2 protein-coding genes are annotated in these 20,216 nt (G+C 56.6%); both read right to left on the minus strand.

Translation table 11 applies throughout. The annotated features are described in order from the left end of the window. Positions 1-111: 111 nt before the first annotated feature. Positions 112-14,019, minus strand: a complete 13,908-nt coding sequence (locus ACIX8_RS16185; protein WP_014266445.1) for a hybrid non-ribosomal peptide synthetase/type I polyketide synthase — start codon at positions 14,017-14,019, stop codon at positions 112-114. Then, positions 14,016-19,829 carry a type I polyketide synthase gene (locus ACIX8_RS16190; RefSeq protein WP_014266446.1) on the minus strand — a complete coding sequence of 1,938 codons (5,814 nt, stop codon included), beginning with the start codon at positions 19,827-19,829 and terminating at the stop codon, positions 14,016-14,018. The genes ACIX8_RS16185 and ACIX8_RS16190 overlap by 4 nt, the downstream gene beginning before the upstream one ends. Positions 19,830-20,216: the final 387 nt, after the last annotated feature.

Genomic DNA, 20,216 nt, shown 5'->3' on the forward strand with positions numbered 1-20,216 from the left:
ACTCTTTTCAAAAGCAAGTGAGCGCACAAATTTTATTATTTTCTTTCCCGTGGTACTGAATAACATTGCTGTTTACAAAACACAGCAACGGGTTATTTATTCCATTCAGGCTTATTTTTCGCCAAGCAAGAGCTGACTTACTTCCTCGGCAGACAGATTCTCTACGAGTGTTTGCAACTCGGCATCTGAAGTTAATCTTTCCGATGTTAGATCGATCCATAAACCTAAAGAGGCGATCGTAGGCTTATTGAAGATTTCTCGGACGCTCATCTTTATCCCCAACTGCTCTTCAAGCCGGGCGATCACCCGCACAGCCATCAGCGAGTGGCCGCCCAGCTCGAAGAAGCTGTCGTTGCGGCCCACCCGCTCCACCCCCAGCACCTCCGCGAAGACACGCGCTACGGTCTCCTCCATCTCCCCTACAGGAGCCTCGTAGCCACGCCGCACATACGCCTCGTCGTCAGGCGCCGGTAGCGCCTTCCGGTCCAGCTTCCCGTTCGGGCTCAGAGGAAAGCTCTCCATCCGAACATACGCCGACGGAACCATATACCCAGGTAAGGTCGCGCTCAGATGACCACGCAGCAACTCCACCTCCACCGATGCTCCAACCGCCGCCGTGTAGTACGCCACAAGACGCTTCTCCTCTGCCTCCCCACGCGCCACCACCACCGCTTCCCCTACTCCCGCATGCTGGCACAGAAGTGACTCGATCTCGCCCAACTCGATACGGAATCCGCGGATCTTCACCTGAAAATCGTTCCGACCTAAATACTCGATGTTCCCGTCAGACAAATACCGCGCCAAGTCCCCCGTCTTGTACAACCGGTCCCCAGCCACAAAAGGACTCGCAATAAACCGCTCCGCCGTCAACTCCGCACGGTTCAGATATCCACGACCTACCCCCGCCCCACCGATGTACAACTCCCCAGCAACTCCAACAGGTACCGGCTCCCCATGCTCGTCCAAAATGTAGATACGCGTGTTCGATATCGGTCGACCAATCGACGGAACGCTGTTCTCATTGATATTGCATAGATACGCCGTCGACCAGATCGTCGTTTCTGTTGGACCGTACACGTTGAAAACATCCGCCCCAAAATTAGGGAGAATGGGCAGAAGATCGTGCGGCATGGCCTCCCCGCCACACAATACTTTCAGCTCATACCGTTTCGTGGGATCAGCGTTTGCTAATAGCCTCCAGGTTGCAGGCGTAGCTTGTAATATCGAGACCTTATTGTCAATGACAAGCTCCGCCAGGGCTTCTCCTGCCGCGCTTATCTTGCGTGGCACCAACACAATTTTTGCCCCATGGAGGAGAGGAAGCCATAACTCCAGCCCGCTGATGTCGAAAGAAATAGGAGTTACCGCTGCCAACACATCGGATGTCTCGATGACGAGCATCTGCGCAAAGCTGCATAACAGATTCACCGTATTCCGGTGCTCGACCATCACCCCTTTGGGGGTTCCAGTGGATCCGGAGGTATAGATGACATAGGCGAGGTGCGAGGACCGTAGTCCTAGTGCCTGCGCATCGGGGTTGGTCTCCGGCCGGTTGTGCCACGAGGCCTCGAGATCGAGGTCCAGGACCGGTATCTCCAACTCACCCAGAGCTTGCTCCAGGGTCTCGCGCGCCGCCCCGTGCGTCAGCACCGCTACCGGTCCGGAGTCCGCAAGCATGTAGCTCAGACGATCCACAGGATACGCAGGGTCCAGAGGAACATACGCTCCACCTGCCTTCAGAACCCCCAGCAGCGCCACCACCATCGCCACCGAGCGCTCCACGCAGATCGCCACACGGTCGTCTGGTCGAACCCCCAGTTCCAACAGCTCATGCGCCAGACGGTTCGCGCGACAGTTCAACTCCCCGTAGCTTACCCGCTCCTCCTCAAACACCAACGCCGTCGACTCGGGGCTCCCCTCCACCTGTGCCTCGAACAGTCCATGCACCGTCGACTCCGACGGATAAGCCACCTCCGTCGCGTTCCACTCCACCAGCAGCTGCTCACGCTCCTCCGCAGGCAACATCGACAGCTGCGATACCCGCTCGTCCTCGCCACGCGTCATCGCTTCCAGAAGACGAACCAGATACTGTCCGTAACGCTCCACCGTCTCGGACCTGAACAGAGACGTCGCATACTCCAGAGACCCTACGATCCCAGCATCCGTCTCGCTCAGATCAAGCGTCAGGTCGAACTTCGCTACAGACGATTCGCTCTCTAATCCGGACAGACGCAGACCCGGCAGATCCAGATCAGACACCTCATTGTTCTGCCACGCGAACATCACCTGGAAGATCGGACTGTGCGCTAAACTCCGGCTCGGCTTGAGCCGCTCCACCACCTGCTCGAACGGCAGCTCCTGATGCGCCTGCGCTCCGATCGACGTCTGGCGAACCCGCTTCAGAAGTTCGCTCACCGTCGGCTGACCCGTAAAGTCCACCCGCAGCGCCAGCATGTTGACGAAGAAACCAATCAGCTCCTCGGTCTCGCGCTGCGTCCGGTTCGCTACCGGTGTACCGATCACAACGTCCTGTTCCCCCGACAAGCGCGACAGCAGTACCGCAAAACCACTCAGCACCGTCATGAACAGCGTCGTACCGTGTCGCTGGCTCAGCGCCTTCAACCTCTCCGTCAGATCCCGATCCAGTTCAAGGCTTACCCGGCCGCCTGCATAACTCTGCTGCGCTGGGCGTCTGTAGTCCGACGGAAGGGACAGTAACGTTGGAGAACCCGACAGCGTTCTGCCCCAGTACTCGGCCTGTGGCTCCAGCGCCTCCCCGCCCAGCCACTGGCGCTGCCAGTGCGCGTAATCCCCATACTGGATCGAAAGCTCCGGTAGAGGATCCACCTCCTGCGCGCAGCTGGCCGCATACAACGCCCCGAACTCCTTCACCAAAATGCCGATCGACCAGCCATCCGATACGATGTGGTGCATCGTCACCAACAGCGCATGCTCCTGCTCCCCAAGACGCACCAGGCAACCACGAACCAGCGGGCCTCGTTCCAGATCGAACCCGGCTCTGGCCTCTTCTACCACCAGAATAGACAGCCGCTCTTCTTGATCCGGTACTCCGGACAGATCCCGACGTTCCAGCGTAAAGCCTGCCTCCGCCCCATCGATCCGCTGCACAGGCTCGCCCTCCACCACCACGAAGCGCGTTCGCAATACCTCGTGACGGGCCACGATCCGGTCCAGCGCAAACTGCAACGCTGCCTGGTTCAGAGTTCCGCTCAGACGTAGCGCTGCCGGCATGTGATATGCCTCGCTGACTCCCTCCATCTGCGACAAAAACCATAACCGCTGCTGCGCGAACGACAGCGGCAGATCCTGATGCTCTTGCACCCGCTCGATCGCCGGCAGCAGTGCAAGCTCAAGGAAAGGAATCCTTGCCGCCAGATCCTGTACCACCGGATAGGAAAACAGATCACGGACATCGATCCGCAGCTTCGCACTGTGCAGACGGCTCAACACCCGCATCGCCATCAGCGAGTGGCCGCCCAGCTCGAAGAAGCTGTCGTTGCGGCCCACCCGCTCCACCCCCAGCACCTCCGCGAAGACACGCGCTACGGTCTCCTCCATCTCCCCTACAGGAGCCTCGTAGCCACGCCGCACATACGCCTCGTCGTCAGGCGCCGGTAGCGCCTTCCGGTCCAGCTTCCCGTTCGGGCTCAGAGGAAAGCTCTCCATCCGAACATACGCCGACGGAACCATATACCCAGGTAAGGTCGCGCTCAGATGACCACGCAGCAACTCCACCTCCACCGATGCTCCAACCGCCGCCGTGTAGTACGCCACAAGACGCTTGTCCTCTGCCGCCCCACGCGCCACCACTACCGCTTCCCCTACTCCCGCATGCTGGCACAGAAGTGACTCGATCTCCCCCAACTCGATCCGAAACCCGCGGATCTTCACCTGAAAATCGTTCCGCCCTAAATACTCGATGTTCCCGTCAGACAAATACCGCGCCAAGTCCCCCGTCTTGTACAACCGGTCCCCAGCCACAAAAGGACTCGCAATAAACCGCTCCGCCGTCAACTCCGCACGGTTCAGATAACCGCGACCCACCCCCGCACCACCGACGTAGAGCTCCCCAGCAACTCCAACAGGCACCGGCTCCCCATACTCGTCCAAAAGGTAAATCCGCGTGTTCGATATCGGCCGGCCAATCGATGAATGGATAACGTCTTCAGGCCGAACGTCCAACAGCGTGGAATTGACCGATGCTTCAGTCGGACCATACGCGTTAATAAGTCTGGGGCGATGTCCATCGCGCTTAAACCATCTAACTAAAGCACTCTGACTGACCGCTTGACCGCCAATCATTATCTGGCGAAGACACTGAGGAATTGCCAGAGCCTCTTCCTTAATGAGTTGCTCCCAGAACGCTGAAGGCAAATTCGCTATGGTTATCTTGAAACACTTGCAGCATGCAATAAATCCTTCATTGCTCTTCAACCACCGATCACTGCGCAGAACAAGCGTAGCGCCGGACAAAAGAGCCCCGAAAATCTCCTCGATGGACATATCAAATGCTGAAGACGCAAACTGCAACATGCGGTCAGATTGAACGATCCGATAATGTGACTTAAGGGCTTCGATCATGTTGACCACGCCCCGATGTTCGATCAAGACGCCTTTGGGCTGTCCAGTGGAACCGGAGGTGTAGATGACATAGGCCAGGTGTGTGGACCGCAGCCCTAGCGCCTTCGCATCGGGGTTGGTCTCCGGCCGGTTGTGCCACGAGGCCTCCAGATCGAGATCCAGAACCGGTACCTCCAGCCCACCCAGAGCTTGCTTCAGGGTCCCCCGCGCCACCCCGTGTGTCAGCACTGCCACCGGTCCGGAGTCCGCAAGCATGTAGCTCAGACGATCCACAGGATACGCAGGGTCCAGAGGAACATACGCTCCACCGGCCTTCAGAACCGCCAACTGGGCAACTACCATCTCCAGAGAACGCGCCACGCAGATCGCTACACGATCGTCCGGACGAACTCCCAGATCCACCAACTCATGCGCCAGACGATTCGCCCGACGGTTCAGCTCCCCGTAGCTTAGCGATTCCTCCTCGAACACTACCGCGGTCGCCTCGGGACTCTGCTCCACATGCCCCTCAAACAGACTATGGATCGTTGCCTCCGACGGATAAGGAATCTCCGTCGCGTTCCACCCCACCAACAACTGATCCCGTTCCTCGACAGACAATAAAGCAATCTTCCCTATGGGCTGCTCCGGATCGGTAACGACCGCCTCCAGCACGCGCCGGAAACTCCCGTATAACCTCTCCATCGTTGCAGGGGCAAACAGATCCGTGGCATATTCCAGCCGTCCGCTCAGTCCTTCAGGACTCGCAGTCAGATTTAGTGTCAGGTCGAAATTCGTAGTTAATGCCTCGAACTCAATCCGCTCAGCAGCTAGGCCCGGCAGCGTTAGTTCCTCTGGAACCAGGTTGAGCGCCAACATCGCCTGGAAGACCGGCTGTCTTCCCATGTCGCGCTCCGGCCGCAACAGCTCCACCACCTGCTCGAAAGGCAGGTCCTGATGCGCGTAGGCTCCCAGCGTCCTCTCGCGAACCTGCACCAGCAGTTCACGGAAGCTCCCACTGTTCTTCAATTCGGCACGCAACGCCAAAGTATTGACGAAAAATCCAATCAACCCTTCTGCTGCCGGCTCGGTGCGGTTGGCGATCGGAGTGCCGACCACTACATCGTCCTGCCCACTCCACCGGCTTAGCACCAGCTGGAAAGCAGACAACAACACCATAAACAGCGTTGCACCTTCCTTCCGCGCCAGCCTTTCCAAGGCCGAGGTCAGCGTTGCACCCAACTCTACCGGCAACGTCGCGCCTCGAAAGCTCTGCTGTTTTGGCCGAACGTAGTCCAACGGCAGCTCCAGTGCAGTCGGCGCTCCAGCAAGCTGCTCCTGCCAATACCGGCGCTGACGCTCCAGGGCTTCCCCTTGCAGCCAGCCTCTCTGCCATAACGCATAGTCCACGTACTGCACAGGCAGCGGCGCCAGTTTTGCCGAAAGCCCTCTCGTGAAGCCGCTGTAGAGCATACCGATCTCGCGAATCAACACGCCCATCGACCAACCGTCCGAGATGATGTGGTGCATCGCCAGCAAGATCACGTGCTCTGTCGCTTCCAAACGCAACAAACGCACCCGCAGAAGGGGCCCTGTCTCCAGATCGAAGCTCTTACTTACCTCCTCTGCTCCGATCCGCTGCAGTTCTCGCTTCCGGTCTTCCCTCGAAAGATGACTCAGATCTTCCACTGGAATGGATACCCGGCCTGCAGGATCGATTACCTGATAGGCAACGCCGTCACGGCTCCTAAAACGAGTCCGAAGACTCTCATGCCGCTCCGTCAATGCCGCCATCGCCGACTCAAAGGCCGATACATCCAGATCGCCCGGGAGTCTCATGCCGGCAGAGATCGTATACGCACCGCCAGGCACCCCTAGCTGCTCCAACATCCATAGCCGCTCCTGCGCGTAGGACAACGGAACCTGCTCCGGACGTTCCTGCCGCAGCAGAGGCGGCCGGTCCGACGGCTCGTCCACAGCAGTGCGCGAAGGACTCGATCCAGGACGAGTAACGACAGAAGAGCCGTCTTGAGAATCCGCGGTTTCCCAAGTGGTTGCGATGGGCCGATTCATCCCAGATTCTGGAGCTGACTTGCCGAGGATGGACCGCACTAAATCTGCCTGGTCCGCAAGAAGCCGGATGAGCATCTGGTTCTGCTCCAGCAGCATACGTTCCACCGACTGCTCCGATGGAGCAGCAGAGTTTTCCGGCGACGATACAGCAGGAGTTATCAGCTCAACTGCCTTCGGTACCTGCGGGGGATAATTCTTGCGGGGATAGTTCTTGTCCAAATAGGCCGCAAGCAAGCGGACCGTATGAAGATCGTTGAAAAAGCGCCCCATAGAGAGCTTGGTTCCGTATTGCTTCTCGATCAGCAGAGTCGCTTCGATCAACACGATAGAGTCGGTACCCATATCCAGGAACGATTGATCTATATCGAGCGTCTCCGAAGCGACATGAATAAGCTCGCTCATCTTCGTTCGCAACCAATCTTCCGTCGTCCCCCCTGAGGGGATCGGCTGATCCGATGAAAGGAGGGGGTTTGCCAGAGGCTGTACCGCTGGAGATCCCTTTGCTTCAAACCACACCCGCTCGCGTTGGAACGCATATTGGGGTAAGTCAATCCGATGTGCAGGCTGAGGCTGGAATGCAGCCCACCGAATGTCCATGCCTCGCCTATAAAGCTTCAGCAGCGCACCTATGAAGGCTTCTTCCTCGCGCTGCGGTCCCTGAACTCCGACGCTCTCGCCCTGCCATCCAGCCGGTAGCGAAGCGCGCGCCATTCCCAACAAAACCGCATTTGGACCTATCTCGATCAGAACATCCAGCCCATCCCCTACCAGGCTTTGAATACCGGCGGAGAATTGCACAGCCTGCCGTGCGTGCCGACGCCAGTAGTTCCCATCCAGTGCTTCTCTATGAAGGGTGCCAGTGAGATTCGAGTAGAGGGGTATGGCCGGAGGTGCGACATGAACCGCGCGGGCAGAGGCTTCAAACCGATCGAGCATCGGCTCGATCAGGCTGGAGTGAAAAGCATGCGAGGTGTTCAGTGGAATGAACCTGACTTGGCGGGCACTTAACACGTCCAGCACTGCCGCGATACTTGAGACTTCTCCAGAGATAACAGTGTTAAGAGAACCGTTGACGGCAGCGATGGAGATTGTAGAGCTGTAAGGTGCAATTACTTCTTGAACGATGCTTATGTCCGCAAGAACCGCAACCATCTTCCCAGTCGCAGGTAACTCCTGCATCAGGCGGCCACGTTCGAGAATGATGCGTAAACCGTCCTCGAGCGAGAACACGTCCGCAGCCACAGCCGCGGCAAACTCCCCCACACTATGACCGATGACAGCGTCGGGTGAAACGCCGAACTGTTTGAGCAAAGCGACAAGAGCCACCTGAAAGGAGAACAGCGCCGGCTGGCAGAACGCAGTCTGGTCGAGAACCTCCTTGCGGAAAAACATGGCATCGAGAAGTGAGCCTGGAAGCAATGGATCGGCGATTGCACAGCAACGATCCAGTACTTCACGAAAGACCGGGTAGGTCTTGTACAGGTATTGCCCCATACCCGCATACTGGGAACCCTGGCCGGTGAAAAGGAATGCGATCCGGGCAGCAACCTGCCGACGAACCTCTTTTTTGTCTCCCTGCTGAAACTGCTTAAGCATCGCGACAGCATCCTCGCGAGAGGAGACGGCCATAGCCAAGCGGTGTGACCAGTGGGACCGGCCCACCGAGGCGGATGCAGACACGGCAGCAATATCGAGCTCGGGATTGGCACCTAACCAGCGCTCATAGCGCGCAGCCAGCTCAAGCAACGCCATGTCTGTCTTGGCCGAAAGCACCAGAGGATATACTTCGCGCTTACTTTCCAGAGCTGCTGAAGCTGCGAGTGGGGCTTCTTCCAGAATCAGGTGGGCATTTGTGCCACTCGCTCCGAAACTGCTTACACCTGCCCGTCGAGGCCGTTCGGTACGCGGCCAGGACAGCCTGTACGAACAGACCTCGATCGCAATTGCGTGCCATGGAATGATCTCGCTCGGTTGCTCACAGTGAAGATGCGCAGGAATCTGCTCGTGCTCAAACGCCAGCAGCATCTTAATCACACCTGCCATCCCGGCAGCCGACTCCGTATGGCCAATATTCGTCTTCGCTGAGCCAATCAGCAGCTTGTTATGGCCGATGCGATCTTTGCCATAAACTGCAGCTAACGCTTGCACCTCGATGGGATCTCCCAGCGGTGTACCGGTCCCATGGGCTTCGACATAATCGACAGAGGCCGCAGGAATCTTGCCGAGCGCACTACGCATGACCGCTTCCTGTGCCCTGCCGTTTGGCGCGGTAAATCCAGTTGATGCGCCATCGTGATTCACTGCGGATCCGCGAACAATGCCCAATATTCGATCTCCCGCTGCCTTAGCGTCAACAAGCCGCTTGAGCACGAGAACGCCGCACCCTTCACTGCGCACAAATCCATCCGCACCGGCACTGAAGGTGCTGCACCGACCTTTGCGAGACAAAGCACGCGCACGGGAAAGTGCGACGGTATTATCCGGCGAAAGAATCAGGTTCACTCCTCCTGCAAGGGCGAGATCACACTCTCCGTGACGCAGGTTCTGGCAAGCGGTATGGATGGCGGCAAGTGAGGATGAACAGGCTGTATCGAGAACCAGGCTCGGGCCATGGAAGCCGAAGAAGTAGGAGAGGCGGCCAGCCGCAGCGTTCAGCGGGTTGCCGCTGAGGAAGTAGCTGTCGATAGGCGAAGTTGAAGCGTTTTTTAGTTGAAGGTTGGCATAATCATTCGTCGTGATCCCAACATACACACCCGTCTGGCTTCCCTTGAGACTCTCGGCAGGCAGTCCGGCATGCTCCAGCGCCTCATGGCTGACCTCGAGAAGCAGGCGATGCTGGGGGTCCATGGATGCTGCTTCTCGTGGAGTGAGTTTGAAGAACGCCGGGTCGAACTGATCCACATTCCGAAGAAAACCGCCATGACGATTGTAGGTACGGCCTTTAGCTTCCGTATCAGGATCGTAATACGCTTCAACGTCCCAACGTTCTCCGGGAATCTCGGTAATAGCGTCAACACCATCGCGCAAAAGCCGCCAATATGCGTCCAGGCTGTCAGCATCGCCTGGAAAACGGCAACTCATGCCGATGATTGCGACTCCTTCGTCAGCATCCTCCTTGAGCGAAAAGCTTTGCGTCGGCGTAGAGGATGCGAAAGATGCAACCGGTCCAGGAGTGCCGACAGCCCGGGATCTTTCTTGATGTGGAGATATGGAACGCGTCTCTCTGAGACTGCTCACCGTGGCAGACGAAGTCTCTGCAAAAGTGCCACTGTGCTCAAGCAGAGCATCAGCCAATGCATGAATGGACGGCTGATCGAACAGCACGGTAGCGGGCAGGCTGACACCAGTCGCTTTTTGCAACTGCGAACGAAGCTCGACCGCCATGAGCGAATCCATGCCCATATCGAAAAAACCCTGGTCGCGATCGAGTGTTCCCTGTTGATACCCCGTCCCGAACCCGAGAACATCGGCCGTTTTTTGCTCAATCAGTTCAGCAAAGAAGCGCCGCCGCTCCCCACTTGACAAGCGCATGTATGCCGGAGGCGCCGCTATATGCGGAGTAGTATCTACGTGCGTCACATTGTCAATTAATCCGCGGATGGAATCGAGGAACGAACGTTGCCCACGCGCTTCATACGACTGCTGAAAAACATTCCAGTCAACGTCCGCAATCGTGACTTGCGTAGTTCCCGATAGATAGTCCAGCGCATCGAGTGCCGTAGCTGGATCAAAGGTATTGATTCCAATACCTCGCAATAATGTCTCGGTCACCTGAGAGGTCATACCGCCTTGCGCCCAAGGTCCCCAATTGATACTCGTTGCGGGTAATCCAAGCATCTGGCGGTAATGAGCCAGTGAATCGAGATAACTGTTTGCTGCCATATAGTGCGCCTGCTTGGGCGATCCCCATACAGAAGCAATTGAGGAGTAAAGAATAAAAAAGTCCAGAGGTAAATGGCGGCTGTGATCGTGCAGCAGCCACGCTCCGACGGTCTTCGGGCGTAGCACCGCCTCCAGATCTGCGAAATCTACCTCCAGAAAAGCCTTGTAACCTGCGACACCTGCGGCGTGGATGATGCCACGTAACGGTGCAACTCCTCCGGCGAGCCTTTCAAAGAGCTTCCGCACCTGACCCGCATCGCCGATATCACACGCTTCAGCCTGAACCGTTACGCCTCGGCTTCGAAGTACGGTTATGGCCTCGTGGGCGTTGCGTGTTGCCGGGCCCTGCCTTCCGGTGAGGATGAGGGAGCGGGCACCCCGGGCAATGAGCCACTCTGCGGTCCGCATGCCCAAAGCTCCAAAGCCCCCAGTGATTAAATAGGAAGCATCTGGATCAACACGCAATGGGGAATAAACCGGAGCTTGAATCGGCCGCGTAAGTCGGGCAGCGTAGCGCATACCGGAGCGCAGCGCCACCTGATCTTCTCTTCCACCATTCAGAATCTCTGCCAGAAGTACCTCAGGTTCGTCATCCGACGCCGTCTGAGCTAGATCAATGAGCGATCCGAACAAATCGGAGTGTTCCGCCAGGGCACCCTTGGCAAGACCGCGCATCGACGCATGCGTAAGTCCCGAGATCTGCGGCGAAGAGCCAGCTCCGACGACATCGCGCGTAACGACCCACAGCTTCACGCTATTCTTGGGCCGAATCGTGCTGACCTTCTGAACCAGCAGGAGCAAGGCTGCTGCATGAGAAAAGGGTTCTCCTTTATCCAGCCCCCACAGAAAAACTATGCGCCGATTGTCACCGCCGAAATGGGAAATCAACTCCTGAAACTGTTCTCCGTTTCGCGGATCAATCGAAACTTCTTTAAGGGCTTCCATTCCGCTCGCGCGAATCTCGGCGGCACCGGCATTCACCAGAGTACACACCACACCCCTGGCTGCGAGCAGCCGTGCGAGCCTGCGGCCCAAGCCATCCTGATCTGCAAAGATAAGCCAGCTGGAGCCTCTTGGCTCTGTCAATGCCATCGACTTCGCAGGCATCTCCTCCCACGAGATATGAGAGAACCACCGCTGGATCGCAGGATCTCCAACTGGTGTCGTTGGCAGCACCTGTGAATGAACAGAGGAATTTACAACGGCTGCAACCTCCGGCTTTTCCAGCCAGAATCGCTGCCGCTCGAATGGATAGTTAGGCAGCATGCCTTCAGGCTGGCCGCTCTCGACAAAGATGCGGTCCCAATCGGCACTGAGTCCGCGGATGTAGAGCGCCGCGACTGCGCGCTCCAGCGAAGCTCCGGCCCGCAGCGAACCAAGTGTAGCGTCAATCGCCAGCAAACCGAGTTCTTGCCGGACCTTGCCACGGCTCAATGAGATATTCCGCTGCTTTGTCCAATAGGAGGGATCGGACGCTTGACTGCTCGAGATCTGCTCACCGCTGTCACTGCTTATCAGCTTTACGGAGGGCTGCGCCAGGCGGATCTCACGCAGAATCTGCCCCCACTCCTGCTCCGAGTCCCACGCGGCAAGCAGCCGCTGTGCATCCTCGCGCTTCATCACACCCGCAAGACAAGCCGCGACCAACTGGCCGGCACCAATACCTAGAACTACATAAGGCTCGACGCTCCAGGATCGCCACAACTGCGCCCAGGCATAACCTGCCGCGAATCTGCCGAGTCTTGAATAAAGCGCATCTAGAGGAACACCGCAGCTATCGAAAGCTCTCCGAAACGCTGCCTCTGTTTGGTATAACTCAGCTGCCGAACGTACTGCGCGCTCGTCCTGAAGATCAAGACAGAACGCAAGCCGGAAAGCCTTTCCGCGTTTTATTTGTCCCGTGAAAGTACTGTTCGATGAAAATACATGCGCGGCACGAAAGGAGAAATGGCTGCGCCCAACAGCAGCCGATCGACAAACAGCCGATATTTCTTCAGCAGAGGCTCCCTCGAGCATTTGTCTGTAGTCTTTCGTGAGAGATTCCAAAGCCGTTGCAGATTTTGCAGAGACCAGCAACGTCGTCCGGCCGATAGCTCGGGGAGCCATAGCTGGAGGTTCTTCAATCAAAGCGTGGGCCGTAGTTCCGCTAAATCCAAAAGAACTTAGTCCGGCGATCCTCTTTGCCTTGCCTGTTGGCCAGGAGATCGGCTCCTGTGCGACCGTGATCGGGATCGACGCCCAAGGTGTTAATGGATTTAGTCTTTCAAGGTGAAGCTGCGCGGGGATGCGCCCATTTTTAAATGAAAGAAGTATCTTAATAAGCCCAGCAATACCGGCTGCCGACTCGAGGTGCCCAATATTGGTCTTAACCGATCCAATGGGTAGTGGGCTGGCCGCTGGTCGGTTGGCTCCATACACATGGGTCTGTGCTTCGACCTCAATCGGATCGCCAAGCGAGGTACCAGTACCATGCGCCTCTATGTAGCCGATCTCTTCCGGGGCGAGACCGGCCTGCTCCAGAGCACGCCGCATCACACGTTCCTGTGATGCTCGGCTCGGCACTGTCAAGCCACCACTAGCTCCATCCTGATCGACTGCGGTACCGCGCACGACACCGAGAATGCGGTCCCCATCTGCAACTGCGTCGTCAAGTCGCTTGAGAACCACTATGCCGCAGCCTTCTCCACGCACGTATCCATCAGCAGCCGCATCGAACGCCTTTGAACGGCCGTCGGGCGACAACATGCGCGCCTGCGAAAAGCTCACCATCACTTCAGGAGAGAGAATCAGGTGCACCCCACCCGCAAGCGCCATCTTTGTATCGCCAGACCGTAGACTTTCGCAAGCTAAATGCAGGCTGACAAGCGATGACGAGCACGCGGTATCAATAGCCATACTCGGTCCCGTCAATCCAAGCACATACGACAGCCTTCCTGCCGCCATGTTCAAGGCTGTCCCGGTTCCGACGTAGCTGCTGGATTGCGTCGGCAAAGAGCCTAGCCGAATCGCATGATCGAAAGTAGTGATGCCGACATACACGCCGGTTCGCGATCCTTCAATACTCTTGGGCGAGATATTGCTGTTTTCCAGTGCCTCCCACGCTACCTCGAGTAAGAGCTTCTGCTGCGGATCCAGGAACAAAGCTTCCCGCGGAGCAATGTTGAAGAAAGCAGCATCGAAACGATCGATCTGCTCGAGAAAAGCTCCATAACGTGTAGCCATCTTGCCGGGTGTCGCCGGATCGGCATCGTAATACTCATCTATATTCCATCGATCCCGCGGGATTTCGCTCACAGCGTTGCGTTCACCGTCCAGCAGATCCCAAAAACGCTCCGGTGTAATACTTCCGCCTGGAAATCGGCATGCGGCTCCTATAATCGCGATCGGTTGATTGCGCTCTGCACGAAGAGTCTCGATCTCGCGACGACGAAGACGTAACTCTTCGAGAGCTGCCTTCAGGCTCGCTGTCCCTTGTGGATTCATTTGCCGCCAATCTCCTTTGCAATTAACTCTGTAAGCTCTTCTTCATTCAGGTCTCGAGAATCTTCCTCGATATCGGCTGTCCCCAGGTCCATGGTGAGTTCGCGAAGCAGATGATCCGTCAGAGCCGCGATCGTGGGGAAAGTGAAGAGAAGTGTGCCGGGTAGGGTGCGGCCCAATGTCGAGGAAAGCCGGTTGGTTAGTTCAAGCGCCAAAATTGAATCGCCCCCCATTTCTAAAAATGACTGTGTCGATGTGATAGCTTCCACGTTCGGTAGGCGCAGGGTTTCTGAGAAGATCTCCAGCAGTCTTGCTGCAAGCCAGTCAAAACGGTCGACTGAGGCGCAGGAGCGCAGAGCGATTACAAATTCCGTATCTCGGTCCAGACCTTCGTGCCGCTCTGTCGGTAATCCGGCAAGCTGTGACGAGGTAATTGCCGACACGCTCTTTCTGGATAGTTTTGCGGAGGCTAGTTGAGTGACACCGATTTGAATCGCTCCAGAGCTCATCAACTGCCCGAGCATGGTCAACGCCACGTCCGCAGGCAGTGCTGCAACGCCGAACGACGACATACGCTCGACTGCAGCCCTTCCATACTCTGTGGCTGCCATACCCAGATCGGCCCATGGCCCCCAGTTCACACTCAGTGCGGGCTTGCCTGTCGCCCTACGATGATGCGCGAGGGTATCAAGCACGAAGTTAGCAGCGGCATAGCTCCCCTGGCCCGGCAGGGTCACCAGCGATGCCATGGAAGAGAACAGCACAAAGTGATCAAGCGCTATGTCACGGCTCGCCAGATGCAGGTTCCATGCGCCTTCTGCTTTTCCAGCACCGCTACGATAAAAACGTTCACCGTCTTGAGCCAAAAGAAGCCCATCGTCAAGCGTACCGGCGAGATGAAAGATCCCCTTCAACGGCGGCATTGAATTCTCAATTTCCCGAACCACCGCCATCGTTTCATCTGTATTCGCCAGGTCACAGCGGAAGAAGCGCGTCTTCTCATTGACTGACTGCTGCGGGACGGTCCGACCGAGAAGCGCAACATTGCCCGCTCCCCTCTCCAGAAGCCACTTTGTCAGGCGTGTGCCAAGACCACCCACGCCGCCGGTGATCAGGTATGTTGCATTCTCCTCAAAGCCGGGCGGCAGATTACTTTCCATGGGCTGATGGTCGTGAAGGATCTTGGCCGCATAGCGCTGGCCGTCCCGCAAGGCGAGCCTAGCTTCACCGAATCTCCCCTCGATCGCATCTAGCAAACAAGCACTGGGTCTGGCGGGATCTACATCCAGTAGCCCCCCCCATAACTCCGGATGCTCTGCCTCAATTGCCTGGCCTAATCCCCAGAGTGCAGCCTGTGAGACTGCGGGTACGTCTTGTTCTAAGATTGGCATCGCCCCGGCAGTAACGAGCCACAAATGGGTTTTGCTGCCACTAGCTAGGTTTCCTTTAAGCATTCGAACGAGCGCGAGGACGCTGGAACTGACCTTAGAGCGACCCGCCATATCAGTCGGCTCCAGATCGAGGCTCCCCAAATGAACGACGCCCTGCAGAGTCTGGTCATTCAGCGACAGCTTTTCTACCTCTACTTCGGAGATGAGCGAGCAAGTATTTCCCTTCCGACTCAACTCCATTGCGAGCTGCGCTCCTACTCCTCCGCTGTCCGCAAGGATCAGCCAATGGCCTACACTTGCCGACCGCGGGCCCGGCGTGCTTTTCAGTAACTCCCAGTGGCGACGATAGAGCACTGCATCCGAATGTTCATCAGCTTTTACATTGCCTGGCAGTGAATGCTCTTGCGTGAACGCCTCTATCCAATAACGATTTCGCTCAAACGGATAAGTCGGTAACCCCAATTGCTGTGGTTGAATATTGGAAGCGAGCACCGCCCAGTCAACATTTCCCCCATTCAAATAGAAGTCAGCAAGTTGATCCAAGATCGAAGTCCAACAGGCCGCGCTCGGGCTGATAGGAAGCACCCAGTCAGCCTCCTGGCACATCTCGGACGATTCCAGAAACAACACTGACTCATCGAGAGAGGTGGCGAAGACCAGCGCTGCCTCCTTCCCAATCCCTTCCCAACTGATCGCCTGTGGTCTCACACCAAACCTGACCCAGAGTTGAGCCAGAACGGACTGGACGTCTGAAACTGAAATTGCCCGAGTCTCTAGCTCTCCGGGCTCTGAACCTAGCAACTTCCGGAAGGCGGGGAGCATAGTCGCCAACTCGTGCGCGGTCTCTCCGGCGCCATATTCTCCGCAGAAGTGAAACACAATTCGGCGGCGCACGCTTGTGGCTCTCGGCTTCTCTCTGTGCGCCAACTTCGTCAGAAGTTCTTCGCGACTCGAGAATATGATTGCCTGACGATGTGCCAGGAAAGAGCGGCTGCGATTGACTGTATAGGCGAAGTCCTCAAGCTGCGTTTCAGGATGCTTCTTGAGAAACTCGGCATAAGAGTCCGCGATCTTCCCTAAAGCTTCCGGTGTTCGCGCCGCGAAAGCCAGCAGGTTCGCTCTATGCTGCTGGACGACCGCTCTCTCCGAACGAACCGGCCCCTCTGCGAGAATCGCATGGGCATTCGTTCCTCCAAATCCAAATGAACTTATTCCAGCGATCCGCCCTGCCGTCCCAGCCTTCCAGCGCATGACATCCTGGGGCACATGAAACGGCTTATCTGCTATCGCAATATAAGGATTCATAGAGGTGAAGTGAAGGTGGGGGGGCACTTCTTGATGTCTGAGTGCGAGAGTGGCTTTGATGAGACCGGCGATGCCAGCCGCAGCCTCTAAATGGCCGATATTTGTCTTCACCGATCCCAACCAACAAAGATCATCCTGAGTGCGATTTTCTTCAAGGACTTCGATCAGAGAGTTCAGCTCGATCGGGTCGCCTAGTCGTGTACCTGTACCATGCGCCTCAACCATGCCGACATCGCAAGCTTTTACTCCAGCCTCTCGCAATGCCTCTCGGATCACCGCCTGCTGTGCCGGCCCGTTCGGAGCGGTTAAGCCATTGCTGCGGCCGTCCTGATTCACAGCCACGCCTCGTACCACAGCCTGAATGCGATCTCCAGCACGGATAGCTTCAGAAAGGCGTTTCAAAAACACGACGCCTACGCCTTCCCCACGCACATAACCATTGGCCTTCTCATCGAAAGCCCTGCACACCCCATCGGGTGAAAGCATGCCTGCCTGAGTAAACGCAGCACTGAGTTGCGGCACAAGAATAAGATTCGCTCCGCCCACCAGTGCCGTGTCACATTCCCCACGCCGGAGCGCCTGGCAGGCTTGGTGCAACGCAACCAGAGAGGAGGAACACGCGGTATCAACACTCCAGCTTGGCCCGCGGAGATCAAAAACATAGGAGATGCGGTTAGCTGCAATACTGAGTGCATTGCCCGTTGTCGCATATGGGCTGATATCGGCCGACGCCTGCCATATCAACCGAGCATAATCAGAACCACTGATGCCCACCATAACTGCAGTGCGGCTGCCTGCCAGGCTGGACGGCGCAATTCCGCTATCTTCTATTGCCTCCCAAGCCACTTCAAGTAGCAAACGCTGCTGCGGATCCATCATCTCCGCTTCGCGGGCATTGATACCGAATAGCTCTGCGTCAAAACGGTCGACCTCTTCGAGCATGCCCGTCGGAGGAAGGCCCATTACGCGACGAGGAGAAGCAGCGACCGCATCCTGACCATTCTTCAACAACTGCCAGAACGCCTCTGGATTGTTTGCACCAGGAAAACGGCATCCCATGCCGATGATTGCGATTGGCTCATTCTCACTGCCATGCATGGCACGTATTTCATCTACAGGCTGCTCGTTGAGTCGCTGCGCCAGGAGCGCAATGCTCGGATAGTCATAGAGAAGAGTTGGCATAAACGGGCGTCCAAGGTACTCCTCCAATTCGCCCGACAAGGTAATCGCATCACTCGAGTTCAGGCCGTACGTGCTGAATGGTTGCCAAGGATCAAGCTCCTGCATCGGAATACCTGCCAGGCGCGAAATGCGCGCTGCCAGCCACATTTCCAGATTGCTCCTTTCGGATCGGCTCGAAACTTCCGGTACCACAGTGTTCAGCTTTTGCCATTTCGCAATAATCTCCAGTCCCACGCCCTGGAGATATGCGGTGCGAACTTGGCGTCTCTGAACCTTTCCGCTCGAAGTGCGAAGAATGCTGGCTGGCCGTAGAAAAACCACGGCATGTAGCGAGGCGCCATGCTCTTCGGACAAAGCGCGGCGGATAGCGGATGCCGTGGCCTCAGAATCGAGCGATCGCATGGCCTCGCGGCGCACCTCTATAGCCAGCACGATGCGCTCTTCTCCGTCCTCCTCTACAGAGAAGGCTGCTGCAGCATGTGACGCAAGCGCTGGATCGGCGTCCTCCGCAGTGCGCTCCAAATCGTGGGGATAGAGATTCCTGCCCGCAACAATAATCAGGTCTTTAAGCCTGCCGGTTATAAAGAGATCATCGCCATTGAGAAAACCAAGATCACCGGTGCGAAGATAGACGTTTTCGTCTGAATGACCTCCCTCGATATGCGCGCTGAAAACCTCCTTGGACTCTTCCTCACGTCTCCAATATCCCTTGCCGACGCTTGGACCAGCAAACCAGATCTCACCAACTTCTCCTGCACGGCAGAGAGTACGAGTCTCAGGATCGACAATCTTCAGCGCGTGCTCTCCCCAGGTCGAACCGCAAGACACTAACTGTTGTGCACCGGCATCAGCCGACTCTACGGCTATTCCATGACTAAGCTGATCGGTATTGAATCGCTGCAGGAGAGGATACGTATCCTTGGGTTGACCTGCAATGAACAGTGTGGCTTCGGCCATTCCATAAACAGGTCGCATCGCTCTGGCGTTAAAGCCACAGGGGGAAAACTCCCGCGTAAATCGCTCAATGGTAGAAGCACGAACGGGCTCAGAACCACTCAAAGCCGCGCTCCAACTACTGAGGTCTAAGTGCGCCTTCTCCTCAGCACTCACTTTTTGCGCACAAAGCAGATAGGCCGAGTCCGGCGCCGCACAAGCTGTGCCTCCAAACTTCGTAATGGCATGAAGCCAGCGAGCCGGTCTCTGCATAAAAGCTGCAGGATCCATCAGCACCGTCTGGCCGCCGGCAAAAAGCGGTAGAAGAACGGTGCCCAACAAACCCATATCGTGGAAGAGCGGCAGCCAACTGACACTAACCAAGTCCTCTCCGGCCGCCACGCAAGAAGCAATCTGCCTGACGTTTGCCAAAATGTTGCCGTGGCTGACCATTACTCCCTTGGGAATGCCAGTCGATCCGGAAGTGTACTGCAGGAATGCTAGGGTCCCGCCATCCACTGCGGGCCGTACCCAGCCAGCTGCAGCCTGTGGGCTATTGCGATCTATTGCGACAACTGGAATCTGTCCCACTGCAGAAAGATCGTTGCTACGACGCTCCATAGAGTGAAGCGTTGCGCTGTCCACAAGTATTGTCGATGGCCTGCAATCCTGCACAATAGAATGCAGCCGGTCAGCAAAGCGATTCTTCAAGGGAGGGTACGCTGGCACTGCTACCGCTCCGGCATATAAGCAACCGAGAAATGAAGCGATAAAGTCAATCCCGGAAGGATAGAGCAGAAGCACCCTCTCCCCGAATTTACTGCTTGCCTGTAGCCGTGCCGCGACGGAACGCGCTCGCAAATCCAACTCGCTGAATGAGACTCGGTCGATCTCGCGCTCTCCGTGTTCTAGAGCAATGAATGCTGTTCGATCGGGCTGTTGTTCTGCGCGAGCCTGAATCATTTCCAGAATACTTTGAGCTACACCATGATCTTGAATCATAACAACCTAAATATCGGATCCCTGAGTGCCGACACACAGCCGTGATATATAGCGAGAAACTACCTGTATGAACGAGCCTGCATAGGTCGCAATACAGACAGAGCATATTGCTTGGAATCAGACTCAGCGATCACCGATGATCAATGCCTTCTATACCAGTTGGAGAAGGGCGCTCTAGGGCTGAAGAGCTGGCGACATGTGTTCAATAAGAGCTCTATATGTCACACTAACGCTCACCCCTCTGCTTAGTGGCGTTAGTGATGGCCCAACGCATAGCAGTTCTTCCCTTGCATCTCGATAATGCGTGCATCGCAATCGGCATCAATGGGCTACGCATGCAAAATGCTTACCTATCGACCTGTCATAAAAACACGCACCGCTGCTAAA

The organism is Granulicella mallensis MP5ACTX8, from assembly GCF_000178955.2.
GTDB lineage: Bacteria > Acidobacteriota > Terriglobia > Terriglobales > Acidobacteriaceae > Granulicella > Granulicella mallensis.